10 protein-coding genes are annotated in these 12,965 nt (G+C 60.3%); 5 read left to right on the top strand and 5 right to left on the bottom strand.

Going from position 1 to position 12,965, the window contains the following annotated elements; all coding sequences use genetic code 11:
- Window positions 1-617 precede the first annotated feature (617 nt).
- The 4 genes from PMI22_RS13905 to PMI22_RS13920 all read right to left on the bottom strand — a co-directional run bounded on the left by PMI22_RS13905 (window position 618) and on the right by PMI22_RS13920 (window position 4,291).
- Complete coding sequence (locus tag PMI22_RS13905; RefSeq protein WP_007946135.1) at window positions 618-1,061, bottom strand: hypothetical protein; 444 nt, start codon at window positions 1,059-1,061, stop codon at window positions 618-620.
- 184 nt (window positions 1,062-1,245) lie between these two features.
- Window positions 1,246-1,848, bottom strand: a complete 603-nt coding sequence (locus PMI22_RS13910) for a TetR/AcrR family transcriptional regulator (RefSeq protein ID WP_007946134.1) — start codon at window positions 1,846-1,848, stop codon at window positions 1,246-1,248.
- A 134-nt stretch (window positions 1,849-1,982) separates the two neighbouring features.
- Window positions 1,983-3,290 (bottom strand): spinster family MFS transporter, encoded by a 1,308-nt coding sequence (locus PMI22_RS13915; RefSeq protein WP_033049279.1) that lies wholly within the window; start codon window positions 3,288-3,290, stop codon window positions 1,983-1,985.
- Between the two features lie 17 nt (window positions 3,291-3,307).
- Complete coding sequence (locus tag PMI22_RS13920) at window positions 3,308-4,291, bottom strand: flavin reductase family protein (RefSeq protein ID WP_007946132.1); 984 nt, start codon at window positions 4,289-4,291, stop codon at window positions 3,308-3,310.
- A gap of 163 nt (window positions 4,292-4,454) precedes the next feature.
- Between PMI22_RS13920 and PMI22_RS13925 the strand changes: the two genes are divergently transcribed.
- The 5 genes from PMI22_RS13925 to PMI22_RS13945 all read left to right on the top strand — a co-directional run bounded on the left by PMI22_RS13925 (window position 4,455) and on the right by PMI22_RS13945 (window position 12,029).
- A complete protein-coding gene (locus tag PMI22_RS13925; protein ID WP_081502791.1) occupies window positions 4,455-5,924 on the top strand; it encodes a coniferyl aldehyde dehydrogenase in 1,470 nt (489 codons plus the stop codon).
- Between the two features lie 104 nt (window positions 5,925-6,028).
- On the top strand, window positions 6,029-7,609 hold the full coding sequence (locus tag PMI22_RS13930) for an amidase (RefSeq protein ID WP_007946130.1): 1,581 nt from the start codon (window positions 6,029-6,031) through the stop codon (window positions 7,607-7,609).
- 225 nt (window positions 7,610-7,834) lie between these two features.
- Window positions 7,835-9,544 carry an FAD-binding protein gene (locus tag PMI22_RS13935; RefSeq protein ID WP_007946129.1) on the top strand — a complete coding sequence of 570 codons (1,710 nt, stop codon included), beginning with the start codon at window positions 7,835-7,837 and terminating at the stop codon, window positions 9,542-9,544.
- 8 nt (window positions 9,545-9,552) lie between these two features.
- The gene (locus PMI22_RS13940) at window positions 9,553-11,250 is read left to right on the top strand and encodes an FAD-binding protein (RefSeq protein WP_007946128.1); all 1,698 of its coding nucleotides are present in this window, start codon (window positions 9,553-9,555) and stop codon (window positions 11,248-11,250) included.
- Window positions 11,247-12,029, top strand: coding sequence for an SDR family oxidoreductase (locus PMI22_RS13945; RefSeq protein WP_007946127.1), 783 nt, complete (start codon window positions 11,247-11,249; stop codon window positions 12,027-12,029). Before PMI22_RS13940 ends, PMI22_RS13945 begins: the two co-directional genes overlap by 4 nt.
- Window positions 12,030-12,166: 137 nt before the next feature.
- Here PMI22_RS13945 and PMI22_RS13950 read toward each other — a convergent pair whose 3' ends face one another.
- Window positions 12,167-12,952, bottom strand: coding sequence for an enoyl-CoA hydratase (locus PMI22_RS13950; protein ID WP_033049277.1), 786 nt, complete (start codon window positions 12,950-12,952; stop codon window positions 12,167-12,169).
- Between the last annotated feature and the right edge of the window lie 13 nt (window positions 12,953-12,965).

Genomic DNA, 12,965 nt, shown 5'->3' with positions numbered 1-12,965 from the left:
CCGGGATTAGTTGACCACTACAGAGCGCTTCGACGGCCCTGAATTGAAGAGGGAAACTTGAAGGGAACAAAAATTCCCTTTTACGCATAATCCATCGCATCGGAGCAATTGATTTCTCTGTATTCAGAAGCAAACGGTGGATAGCGCGGCGTCTTAGAAGGAATGTCCCGATACGGCGGCGGCAAAATAGAACTGCACTTCGAGGGCAGAAGTAATTGGTAGATAGCGCAAAGAAACTGGTTATCGACTCATTCCTTCCAGTTTTATCTAAAGATTTCCTTCGGCGTTCTCAAGGAGCTACGGAAGCAAATTTCAGAAACGGGGAACAAATTCCCGGTTTCGCATAATCAGTTCCTCGAATTTCGGAGAATTACTTCCGGGTACTTGTGACCGCTGACTATAAATGATAAAAATAAAAAGGCTAAAAAACAACTATTTACCTGGATCTATCATTTGAAAAGGATACAAAAAATTCCGCTGTAGAGATTAGTATCATTTTTAATGCACCTTGAATCGCCTCACGTAACAGTAGTTGGAGGCAGCACTGATGGACGCGTCACCGCGGCCTGTCGGAAGTTGCACAGGCCACGGTACCGAACAGCTTGCTCGATGCGCCCCTAGCCAGCGCTGATGTTGCCACAGAAAATAGGACGGCTGCCGTCTGCCGGGCTGGTGCGAACGAGCAAGGCATATTCACCCTTGGTCAGTTCGTTCAGCGCCACCGGTGCCTGAGCCCAGTACTGGGTTCGCGACGCTAGCGATGGATAATCGACACTGTTGGCCTGATGGGTCTTGTACGCCGGTTGTGCGCCCAAATGCTGGCACGAGCCAGTATAGATAGCTGTGTCAATGCGGCTAGGTATGGCCAAGTCGTGGGGGACACCACCGATGGTAAGCCAGATGCTGGTTTGATTGCCCACCGGACTAAGGTTGGCTCGAGCGATATGCTCAGCGTTTAGCGGGGTAGCCTGCAAGGGGACATCAACAATTTCAGTTCTGTTCGCACAACCTGAAATCGCCCCTGCCACTACTACCAACGCCAGCCAAGATGTTCTGTTCATCACAGATCTCCTGATTTGAGGTGCGTTGATTTCATCCCCCTTGTGGAGTTTAGTGGCTTGTTCCGTGTGCGGGATCGAACTGATGGATGGTGTGTAAAAACGCATTCGTGCTACGGCGGTGCAAAGCGCCGACGGCCGTTTGATGGGTGATTTCGTGACATACGTTGAAAAGGAAAATCCATATTTAGTTGCGTTTGTAGTTGCCAATCATGCACGTGAAAATATGGGTAAGTGTTGCTGTGAGTTGTGGCTCTGTGGTTTCAGGGTTGTACCACTGTGATTGCCCAAATAGAATGGTGACTGCTGTATTTGTGAGTGGGCAAATTTCGCCATTAAACGCTTCTTTCTTGTTGTGCTCATGAGTGAAAAAGGTGCTTATAAGTGATGAGTATCTGTTTTTCAGCTGAATAACCCGGGCCTGCTGTTCTTTATTAAGATTCGCAAACTCGCTGGTGATCAAAGTCAGCTTGTGTTTTTCTTTAAAATTGAATTTGACGAAGGCCTGAATAAATAAATTGAGTCGCTCGCAAGGTCTTCGTGCATTATTCATTCGACACTTCGTTTCCTGCAATAAATCCAACAAGCCGGACTCTATGAGCTCGAACAACAAGGCTTGTTTGTTATCGATGTGATGGTACAGCGATCCGGCATGTAAACCCAGGTAGCTCGCCAGATCTCGCAAGCCGACTGCCTGAAAGCCACGAGTGGCAAAGAGTTCCACCGCAGCGTCAAGAATTCGATCGCGAGCGCTTTGTATTGAATTGGTTGATGAGAGGGTAGTTTGCATGTCGATTCGTCTACTGGAAAATGAGAGCGTGTCTCCTACGCGTCGTAGATTGATGCAGGTTCATACATCTCCCGGACACGCGCGTGCCGCAACGCTCGGAATGAAAGTACTTTCACCATAGGACTGGGCTCAGCTTAACCCCCGTGGCCATAACCCGTTCTGGACGCATGGTTTGCGGTGCGCATGAGCAATAGCACTGAGCAAATTACCGGCAGGTTCACCAACAGCAGCGCATATCGCAGTGACTCGTGGCCAAACAGAGGAAGCAACATATCGCTGAACAAGCCGGTTATCAGTGGCCCGATGCCCACACCGAGCAACGTGCTGACGATGGTTTGCAGAGCCATGGCGGTACCGCGTCGACCGGGTGGCACCAGTTGGGTGACGAGGTTGTAGGACGGGGCGACCCACCAGACGGCAAAGAAGGAATAAAGCGCGCACCAGAGCATGGCGGTTGGAATCGGCACGTCACCCAGGCGTACCAACAGGGAGTCGGACCAGAGCAGATAGGGGATCAGCGCACAGATGGCCGCCAAGTGGCCGAATATCGGAATCGAAACTTGCCAATGTGGATTGCGACGGCACAGGCGGTCACTCAACCAGCCACTGAACAAACCACCGATCCCGGCCGAAGTACCGCAGATCACCCCCGCCAGCAGTCCGGCGTGTTGCAATGACAGGCCGTGGGAGCGCACCAGGAAGCTGGTGTTCCACATGCCAATGGCATAGGAGCTGAGCGTGGTCAGTCCTCCTGCGAGGATCAGGCAACGATAGGCCGGCAACGCCCAGAGCTTGCGTGCTTCAACGCCCATGCCCAGCAGGGCAGGCGGCGTGTGGGGGTGTGGCGTAATGTCCCAACGACCACGCTGAGGGTCGCGCACGACAAAGGCTAGGATGGCGCTGAACACCAGCGCCGGCAGACCTAGGGCAATGAATGCACTGCGCCAGCCGTAGTGCTCCACCACCCAGGCGCCGATGCTTAACCCGATAATCGAGGAAAAGGTCGGTGCGGCGGTAAAGCAACTGATGGCAAATGAACGTCGTTGTGGTGGATACAGGTCAGCAATCAACGACAGCGAAGCCGAAGTCGTCGGCGACTCGCTCACTGCAACCAGCATGCGCGCAAAGGCCAGCGCAAGGAAACTGCCGGCCAAGCCGCAAGCCATTGTCGCCACGGCCCAGAGGAGACAAGACATTGCAAGCAGGCGTATGCGCGGCATGCGGTCCACCAGCCGACCCGCTGGCAGCCCCATGAGTGCATAGACTGCCGCGAACGCCAATCCCGAGATCAACCCGATGGCGGTGTCGCTGACTGCGAATTCGGATTTGATCGGTTCGACCATGACAGCCAGTATCTGTCGCCCGACGAAATTGTCGGCAAACACCATGGCCAGCAGCAATAGTAAGCCGTGGCTGCCCCAGCCGACCCTGGCGGGTGACAACAAACCTTCGCGGGCAGTCACCGTGGTGCCCACAGATCAGGCAGGCCCGGGTCACTCACGACGATCAGGCGCTTGAGCAAGACCTTCAAGGCTTGAGCGTCGGCCGCGCCGAGTTTGACCGCGAGGTCTTCTTCTACGGCCTTGGCCAATGCCAGTTGATGCAGCGAAACCTCGCGCCCCTGGGCCGTGAGGACAAACCGTAATGAGTCTGCCGATCCCTCGAACGCGACCAGGCGCTGGCGTTCGAGAAAACGCATGCTGGCCAGCGAGACTTCGCGGCCAGTGTAGTTAACAAAGGTGTTGATTTCCTCAAGGGTCAGGTTGTCGCGGATACACAAAATCGAAAGAACAAAAAACGTCTGTTCGTCCAACTGCTGGCTGCTCAGTAGCTGGCGCAGGACGTTCAGGACCTGATAGTGCCCACGCCCCAGCAGGTAACCGAGCAAGTCCTCGGTGTAGCTGCATTCCGGTGGCGGCGGGGTGGTAGCCAGTCGCAGTTCGCTGCGTGGCTTGCGCGTGGCCAGAGCGTATTGGCCACTCTGGAACGCCAGCGGCGCGCGGTCGCTGTGATCGAAGGCGAGAACCTCACCGACAAAGATCACATGGTCGCCGCCTTCGTACTGGAACGCCGTGCGGCACTGGAAGCGCGCGGTGCAATCTTGCAGTAGCGGTGCCTCGCTGATGCCATTGTCCAGTTCGATCTCGGCGAACTTGTCCTCGCCCTGGGTGGCGAAACGTCCCGACAGTGTCTCCTGCTCCGTGGACAGCACGTGCACGTTCCAATGCTTGCCGCTGCTGAAGATCGGCAGACTGCGTGCTTGCTTGGAGAGACTCCACAGCACCAGCGGCGGGTTGAGCGACACCGAGTTGAAACTGTTGGCAGTGATGCCCACCGGAGAGCCGTCTTCGGTCTGGGTGGTGATGATAGTGACCCCGGTGGTGAACGTGCCGAGCGCGGCACGAAATGCCTGGGGATCGAAGCTGATGTTTTGCATTGCCATGACTGGCCTCATGGAGTGGAGTTTTCGTTTGGCCAGTATTAGGCGTTTGCAGGTGCTGAACATCGTCTCAACGGACTAACACTAATGCAGGGCCTCGTCCGATTGGACGAGGCGGCGCAGGTGTTCGCAAGGCTAGGGTGGCGCCTGGCGCATGGGGCGCTTAATGGCCATTGAGCCAACCTGCAAGGGGAAAACAATGAGTTCAGCCACGTCTTGCGTCGAAGACCTTTCCAGCCTGCTGGCGCGACAGAAGAGCGCCTTTGCCAGTGCCGGGAGTGTCAGCGCCGACACCCGCCGCCAGCGACTCCAGCAAGTGATCGACCTGTTGGTCCACAACCATGCAGCATTGACCGCGGCGATCGACCAGGACTTCGGCGGGCGGCCTGCCGGTTTCTCATTGATGAATGACGTGCTGGGCGCACTGGCATCGCTCAAATATGCCCGCGATCATCTGCAGGCGTGGATGCAGGACGAGCCGCGCCAGATGTTCAGCCCTTATGATCAACTCGGCGCCACGGCCTGGGTCATGCACCAGCCCAAGGGCACGGTGGGCATCCTCGGCACCTGGAACGCGCCGTTGTACACCTTGTTCAGCCCATTGGCATCCGCTCTGGCAGCCGGCAATCGGGTCATCCTGAAGCCTTCGGAGGTGGTGCCACGCACCGCGCAACTGGTGGCGGATCTGTGCGCCGAACACCTCGACTCGCTGGTTGTGGCGGTGGTCAACGGTGGGCCGGTGCTGGGCGAGGCGTTCAGCAGTGAGCCCTTCGACCACCTCGTGTTCACCGGCAGCACGGCGATTGGCCGGCGGGTAATGGGCAACGCTGCGAAAAACCTGGTACCGGTCACCCTGGAACTGGGCGGCAAGTCGCCCGTGATCGTCTCGCGCAGCGCCGACCTGAACAAGGCAGCGTTCAGTATCGCGGCGGGCAAGGCCAGTAATGGCGGGCAGATTTGTATCAATCCGGATATGGTGTACGTGCCCAAGGTCTCGCTCGAACCGTTCCTCCAGGCGCTGCGCCGTGCTTATTGCGACCTCAACCCGACAGTCGCCGGCAACACGGATGTGGTGGCGGTGGTCAACCAGCGTCACCTGGACCGAGTCGAAGGCCTGATTGAGGATGCGCAACTGCGCGGCGCGCGCATCGAATGTCTGCCCGAACCACTGGCTGTAAATGTCCTGGACCGTCGTCGTCCACTGCGGGTGGTGATTGATCCGGCCCCGGAGAGCCTGATCATGCACGAGGAAATCTTCGGTCCGGCCATTGTCGTGCTGAGCTATGACGACCTCGATCATGTCATCGTTGAAATCAACGGCAGGCCGCGTCCACTGGCGCTGTATTATTTCGGCGAGGATGCACGAGAGCAACGTCACGTGCTGGAACACACCCTGTCCGGCGGGGTCACCATCAACGACGTGATGATGCACGCAGCCATGCACGATGCGCCATTCGGCGGTGTCGGCGCCTCGGGCATGGGCCATTACCATGGCCGTGAAGGATTTCTCGAATTCAGTCACTTGCGCACGGTGTTCAAGGCATCGGGCCTCGACCCGCGCCGCGAATGGGGCCTGTTGCCACCCTATGGTGAGCACTACCTGGCGGCCATGCTGGCTGGTGTCACACGCGACTGATTTCGGTGTGGGAGGGCTAGCGTTCCCGCCGGCAAGCCTGGCTCCTGCGAGGTCCTGCGTGCACGACCAAAATAACAATCATCAATCAGAGCACATTCGATACCATGGCTAACCACGAACACCCATCACTCGACTCTTCGATAACTGCTGAAACCGGCTGGCCGCGCCGCAGCGTGCTCAAGGCAGGTGCCGTGGCTGTTGGCGTCGGGCTCCTGGGGCGCTTTGCCGATGCCCGCGCGACGGGACTTTCAGCCGGCGACTACCAGAGCATGGACGCCTGGGCGATGAGCCAGGCGATCCGCAGCGGCGAACTGAGTGCCGAGGACCTGATCGCGGCGACGCTGGCCCGCTACAACGAAGTCAACCCCAGGGTCAACGCGGTGAACATGCTGCATGAAGCCTACGCTCGCACCTTACTGGCCCAGCGCCGGGCGACGGGCACTCACAATCAGGGCGCCCTAGCCGGCGTGCCGCTGCTGCTCAAGGACCTCAACACTCCTCTACAGGGCACCGTCACCAGTAACGGTTGCCGGATGTTAAAAGACTCACCACCCGCAACCCGCACCAGTACTCTGATTTCCCGTTACGAGCAGGCCGGTGCAGTGCCATTCGGCAAGACCACCTGCCCTGAGTTCGGCTTGACCACCACCACCGAATCCCTGGCATGGGGCCAGACCCATAACCCATGGAACCTGGCCATGAGCGCAGGCGGTTCCTCCGGAGGTGCAGCGGCAGCGGTGGCGGCAGGGATCGTGCCCGTGGCCCACGCCACCGATGGCGGCGGTTCGATCCGCATTCCGGCTTCGTACTGCGGCCTGGTCGGACTCAAGCCCAGCCGCTATCGCACCCCCAGCGGACCGCTGCATTTCGAAGGTTGGTTTGGCGCCAGTGTGGCCAACGTAGTCTCTCGCACGGTACGCGATACCGCGCTGTTCCTTGATGTCGGGCAGGGCCATGAAACGGGCAGTGCGTATTGGTGCCCACCACTGGTGCGTCCGTATGTAGAGGAATTGCAGCGCGAGCCGGGCAAGCTTCGTGTGGCCGTGGTGCGTCAATCGCTGACCGGTGCGACGCTTGATCCGGCGATTGCCGCCACCCTGGAGCAGACCATCAAGCAACTGCTGGCTTTGGGGCATGAGATCGACGAGTTGACGCTCAACGTCGATCCGCGACAGTTGTTCGGTGCCCATGGCATGGTGATAGGTACCGCGGTGCGGACCCTGGTCCACGACCGTGAGCAGGTGCTAGGAAGGGTTGCCACGGCGGAGGACCTGGAGAAAATCACCATGGTCAACCTGGAGCGTTCGAAGGGCACCAGTGGCGAGGACCTGTACCGCGCCCGCCAATCGTTCGAGAGTATCGGCGCAACCATGGAGCAGCACTTCGACCGCTTCGATGTGATCCTGTCGCCCGTCACCGGCAGCCTGACCCCAAAACTCGGCCTGTTGTCCCTGGACCAGCCTTGGGACAGCTATGCCCACAATGCCATGGGCAGCGCCGGCTTCACGGTACTGGCCAACGTCAGTGGTCAACCGGCTATCTCCCTGCCGCTTGGCCAGAGCGATGACGGCCTGCCGGTGGGCATGATGTTCACCGCTCGTCTGGGTGGCGAAGACGTGTTGCTGCGCCTGTCCAGCCAGCTGGAACAAACGCATCCGTGGGCCGCCCGACGCGCCACGCTGTAACCGCCTGATGATCGTCCCCACGCGCCTGGGGATGATCATGTCCCTACAAACGAACCAGGTGCCGCGGTGTATTTGTTTGCGGGCAAGCCTCAAGCGTTATCACCCCTAGTCCACTTTGACGATGAACCCATTCCCCCGCAGCCCTGATCATGGGCTGCACTCCGCCAGCGCACCCGCAGCGTCGTCGGCGGTTTCTTTCTGACCTCAGCTAATGGCATAACAACAATGACGGCTCAAGTTCAGTCTCAGACCCACTATGACGTGATCGTCGTCGGTTCGGGCGCAGGTGCGATGACTTCGGCGGTGTTCCTCGCCGACCAGGGGATGCGCGTGCTGGTGGTGGAAAAAAGCGACCAGTACGGTGGCACGTCGGCGATCTCCGGCGGCGGTATCTGGATCCCGAATAACCACTACTTCGCTCGCATGAACGGCAACGACAGCTACGCTACGGCCCTGACCTACCTGCAAGCGGCGGCGGGCGAGCATGTCGATGACACGCGCCTGCGGGCCTACCTGGACAATGCGCCGAAGATGATCGAACAGCTCACCCGAATCAGCCGGGTGCGCTACGCGGTAGCGGCCAAATACCCTGATTATTATCCGCACCTGCCGGGAGCTCTGGCTGGTGGACGGACCCTGGATCCGGAGTTCTTCGACACCAGCCTGTTGGGTGAGGAGCTGTCGAACCTGCGCAAACCGTCGCCTTCAACCCTGCTGATGGGGCGCATCGCCTGGACTGCGCGCGATGCGCATAAGGCAATGGCCCGCAGTTTCGGCTGGCGCTTGCTGATCATGAAGTTGATGCTGCGTTATAAGCTGGACTTCAAATGGCGACGCAAAAGCAAGATGGATCGCCGCGCATCCCTGGGCAGTTCGTTGGTGGCCTCCCTGCGCCGCTCGCTGATGGACCGAGACGTACCGCTTTGGCTCAACACCGATTTTTCCGGCCTGATCACTGACAACGGACGGGTCAGCGGTGTAACCGTGCGGCGTGATGGTGCCGAGTTGCAACTGCATGCCCGCCTGGGGGTGATCCTGGCTTCTGGTGGTTTCGAACAAAACCAGCTGCTGCGCGACCAATACCTGCCCAAACCAACTCGCAAGGCATGGAGCGCGACGCCACCAGGCAACAACACTGGTGCGGCTCTACAAGCCGGTATGGCTCAGGGCGCAGCCACCGCTTTGTTGGATTGGGCCTGGTGGGCGCCGACCATTGCTGTGCCGGGGGAAGACAAGCCCCGGGGGATCTTTGCCGAACGTGCGTTCCCCGGCGCTATCGTCGTCAATGGCCTGGGGCAGCGGTTTGTCAATGAAGCGGCGCCGTACCTGGAATTCGTCGATGCCATGCATCGGGACAACCAGAATACCGGCGGGAAAACGGTGCCAGCCTGGGTGATCTTCGACGCCCATTTCCGTTTCAACTACGCCATGGGCCCGTTGATGCCCGGTCAGGTCATGCCTGACAGCCGCCTGCGCAAAGAGTGGCTCAATAACCTGTACTGGAAAGCCGACACCCTGGGCGGCCTGGCCCGGCAGATCGGCGTCGACACTGCAGGGCTGGAAGCCACCGTCAGCAAGATCAACAACTATGCAGGCACCGGTGTGGACCTCGACTTCGCCCGTGGTGGAAATGTTTTCGACCGTTATTACGGCGACTGCAACATCAAGCCCAATCCCTGTCTCGCGCCGCTGCGCAAAGGCCCGTATTACGCCATGCGCCTGGACGCCGGGGACATCGGCACCAAGGGTGGACTGTTGACCAACGAGCACGCACAAGTGGTGCGCGATGACGGCACGAGCATCGCCGGCTTGTACGCCATCGGTAACTGCTCGGCGTCGGTGATGGGCACCAGCTATCCGGGGGCCGGTGGCACTCTGGGACCGGCGATGACCTTCGGCTATGTCGCCGCCAACCACCTGGCCAGTCAGCGTTAGGAGGCTATATGTCAATGTCCGATAACATCCCCAGCACCGAAGTGCTGGCGCCCTTGCAAGTGGCCGATAGCAACAGCGTGACCTGGGACGAACAATGCGATGTGCTGGTCGTCGGCTGGGGGGCAGCCGGTGCCTGCGCCGCTCTTGAAGCTCGCGCTCATGGCGCCGATGTGTTGATTGCCGACCGCTTCACCGGCGGCGGTGCCAGCGCCAAGAGCGGCGGGGTGGTATACGCCGGTGGCGGCACTCGCCATCAGCAGGCTGCGGGCTTCAACGACAGCCCCGAAGCCATGTTCGATTACCTCAAGCACGAAACCCGGGGCGTAGTCAGCGACGACACCCTGTGGCGCTTTTGTTCCGACAGCGTGAGCAACCTGCAGTGGCTGGAAAGCCACGGCGCGCCCTACGCTCACCAGATGCCACCGGGGGGTAAGACCTCGTATCCGCCGGATGGCTACTTCCTCTATTACTCAGGTAACGAGTTGGTGCCCACCCACGGCGGTCCCTTGTCCCCCGCACCACGGGGACATCGCACCGTGGGCAAGGGCCAGTGCGGTGCGGTGCTCTATGCCCACCTCAAGGCCGCGTGCTTGAAAGCCGGGGCCCGACCGCTGTTGCAGGCGACGGCGCGCAGACTGGTAATTGATCCCCAAGGGCGGGTGCTGGGTGTCGAGTTGTGGTGCCTGCCCGAAGGCAGCAAAGAGGCTCAGTTGCATGCACGACTGGCCGCCCGCGCCGAACGCTTGCAGAACTTCGCCGCCGGCTATTGCAAGAAACTGCGCCAGAAGGTTTGCCAGCTCGAACGTGATTTCGCCCGGCCACGGCGGGTGCAGGCGCGCAACGGGGTGATTCTGAGTACCGGTGGCTTCATCTTCAATCGCCAGTTGATCGAGCAGCACGCGCCGAAGTTCCGCCGCAACTTCAAGGTCGGTGCCACCGGCTGTGATGGCAGCGGCTTGCGCCTGGGCGCCAGTGTCGGGGGCCAGGGTAGCGGGCTTGAGCGGGTATCGGCGTGGCGCTTCATCAACCCGCCGTACAGTTGGCATAAAGGCGTCGTGGTCAATCGCGAGGGACGGCGCTTCTGCAATGAGGAAGTCTACGGCGCCACCCTGGGTCAACCATTAATGGAAGAGCAGGGCGGCAAGGCGTGGCTGGTGCTGGATGCGCCGCTGCGCAAGAAGGCCATTCGCGAAGCACTGTTTGGCGGCTATTGGTGGTTTCAGAGTTTTCCGGCCCTGGCGCTGATGCTGTTCAAGGTGCGCAAGGGCAAAAGTCTCAGCGAGTTAGCCAGTGCGACGTCCATGGATCCCAACGTGTTGCGAGCTTCGGTGCTGGCTGCCAACGCCGCCGCCCGTGGCGAGGCGCCGGAGCCGTTCGGCAAGTCCGAGGGCGCACGTCAAGTGCTTGAGCAGGGGCCTTTCTATGCCTGCGATATCTCCGTGACCAACCCGGTGTTCCCACTGGGAGCCCTGACCCTGGGCGGTTTGCGCGTGGATGAGCGCAGCGGCGCGGTGCTGGATCAGCAGGGGCAAGCCATCGGTGGCTTGTACGCGGCCGGGCGCAGTGCCCTGGGGATTCCTTCGCACTTGTACATCAGTGGCCTGTCTCTGGCCGACTGCGTGTTCTCCGGTCGTCGTGCCGGCGCCGCCGTCGCCCGCCCACACGGCCAGCAACCCCATGCGACCCACACACGCGAGATGACATGATGACCCTCAATCACCACAACACACACGGCCGAGTTCACGGCAAGGTCGCGCTGGTCACCGGCGGCGCCAAGGGTATTGGCGCTGCCAGCGTGCGGCTGCTGGCGGCAGAAGGTGCCCAGGTGCTCATCAGCGACCTGGACACCGAGGCAGGTCAGGCCCTGGCGGCTGAAATCGGGCCGACTGCAGAATTTATCCGTCACGATGTCGGCAGCGAAGACGAGTGGCGCCAGGTCATCGACCATGTGCGCGAGCGCTACGGTCGTCTGGATATCCTCGTCAACAACGCCGGCATCCTGATCTGCGGCTCGATTGAAGAAACCAGTCTGGCGCAGTGGCACAAGGTGATGCAGGTGAATGCCGACAGCGTATTTTTGGGCTGTCGCGAAGGCATCGCTTTGATGAAGGACAGCGGCGGTTCGATCATCAACCTGTCGTCCATCGCGGCTCTGGCCGGGCGGGACGATTACCTGGCTTACAGTGCCTCCAAGGGGGCTGTGTCGGCGTTGTCGCGTTCGGTGGCGGTGCTTTGTCGGCGGCGCAAATACCGCATCCGTTGCAATACCCTGCACCCGGATGGCGTGCTTACCGATATGACCCGCGGCGGCTTCCCCGAGGGCGTCGACCCGAACCGCCTGACCATCGACAGCGATCCGATGAACCGCATGTGCCGGCCCGAGGACGTGGCGGCCAGCGTGCTCTTCCTGGCTAGTGACGAGGCTCGGGCGATCAATGGTGTCGAGTTGCGCATTGATAGTGGTCAGATGGTGATGAGTATCTGAGGCCTTGCTCCCACACAAAACCCCTGTGGGAGCGAACCTGCTCGCGGAGGCCGCGGGTCAGCCAACAGCGATGTTGAATGTGCTGGCCCCATCGCGAGCAGGCTCACACACAGGTTTTGTGCCTGATAGACGAGCGCCTAGTACCCTTCGAACTGCGCCGGGCGTTTGTCGATAAACGCCTGCATGCCTTCCTTCTGATCCCGTGAGGCAAACAGCAGGGCATTAGCCTTGCGCTCCAGGGCCAGGCCGGCTTCCAGCGGGGCGTCCATGCCGGCCAGAATGACTTCCTTGATCTGCTCGGCTGCCAGGGAAGGCATCGCCGCGATAACACGCGCCAGTTCCAGAGCGTGGATCTGCACCTGGTCATCGTCCACCAGATCGCTGACCAGCCCGGCGACCCAGGCTTCCTCGGCGCTGATCGGTTGCCCGGTGAGCGCCATGCGCATCGCCTTGACCTTGCCCACGGCTCGCACCAGCCGTTGCGTGCCGCCGATGCCGGGCATGATGCCGATGCGGATTTCCGGTTGACAGAAACGCGCGCTGCGCCCGGCGACGATCAGATCAGCGTGCATCGCCAGCTCGCAACCACCGCCATAAGCGTAACCGCAGACCGCCGCGATTACCGGTTTCGGGCAGTGCTGGATCGGCCCCCAGACCCGCTCGGTGTGACGCTTGTAGATATCGATGGCGCCGACCCCGGCCATGCTGTTGATGTCACCACCGGCCGCGAACACTTTGTCACCGCCCGTCAGCACGATGCAACGGATCTGCGGATCAATCGCCAGCTCACTGAAATGACGCGACAACAGCGCCTGCAATTCCAGGCTCAGGGCATTGGTCGTCTGGGGACGATTGAGCCGCAGCAGGGCCACACCCGGCAGTGGGCGTTCGAGCAGAACCGGTGCAGCGGATGAGTCGGACATGGGCATTTTCAAA

Source organism: Pseudomonas sp. GM21, from assembly GCF_000282215.1.
Taxonomy (GTDB): domain Bacteria; phylum Pseudomonadota; class Gammaproteobacteria; order Pseudomonadales; family Pseudomonadaceae; genus Aquipseudomonas.
Note: the sequence above shows the minus strand (reverse complement) of the source record. Positions and strands in the feature narration are given on the sequence as shown.

Bases quoted from the DNA above. Each gene is read 5' to 3' on its own strand.
- PMI22_RS13905 (WP_007946135.1), bottom strand. From the start codon at position 1,061: ATGAACAGAACATCTTGGCTGGCGTTGGTAGTAGTGGCAGGGGCGATT.
- PMI22_RS13910 (WP_007946134.1), bottom strand. From the start codon at position 1,848: ATGCAAACTACCCTCTCATCAACCAATTCAATACAAAGCGCTCGCGAT.
- PMI22_RS13920 (WP_007946132.1), bottom strand. From the start codon at position 4,291: ATGGCAATGCAAAACATCAGCTTCGATCCCCAGGCATTTCGTGCCGCG.
- PMI22_RS13925 (WP_081502791.1), top strand. From the start codon at position 4,455: ATGGCCATTGAGCCAACCTGCAAGGGGAAAACAATGAGTTCAGCCACG.
- PMI22_RS13930 (WP_007946130.1), top strand. From the start codon at position 6,029: ATGGCTAACCACGAACACCCATCACTCGACTCTTCGATAACTGCTGAA.
- PMI22_RS13935 (WP_007946129.1), top strand. From the start codon at position 7,835: ATGACGGCTCAAGTTCAGTCTCAGACCCACTATGACGTGATCGTCGTC.
- PMI22_RS13940 (WP_007946128.1), top strand. From the start codon at position 9,553: ATGTCAATGTCCGATAACATCCCCAGCACCGAAGTGCTGGCGCCCTTG.
- PMI22_RS13945 (WP_007946127.1), top strand. From the start codon at position 11,247: ATGATGACCCTCAATCACCACAACACACACGGCCGAGTTCACGGCAAG.
- PMI22_RS13950 (WP_033049277.1), bottom strand. From the start codon at position 12,952: ATGTCCGACTCATCCGCTGCACCGGTTCTGCTCGAACGCCCACTGCCG.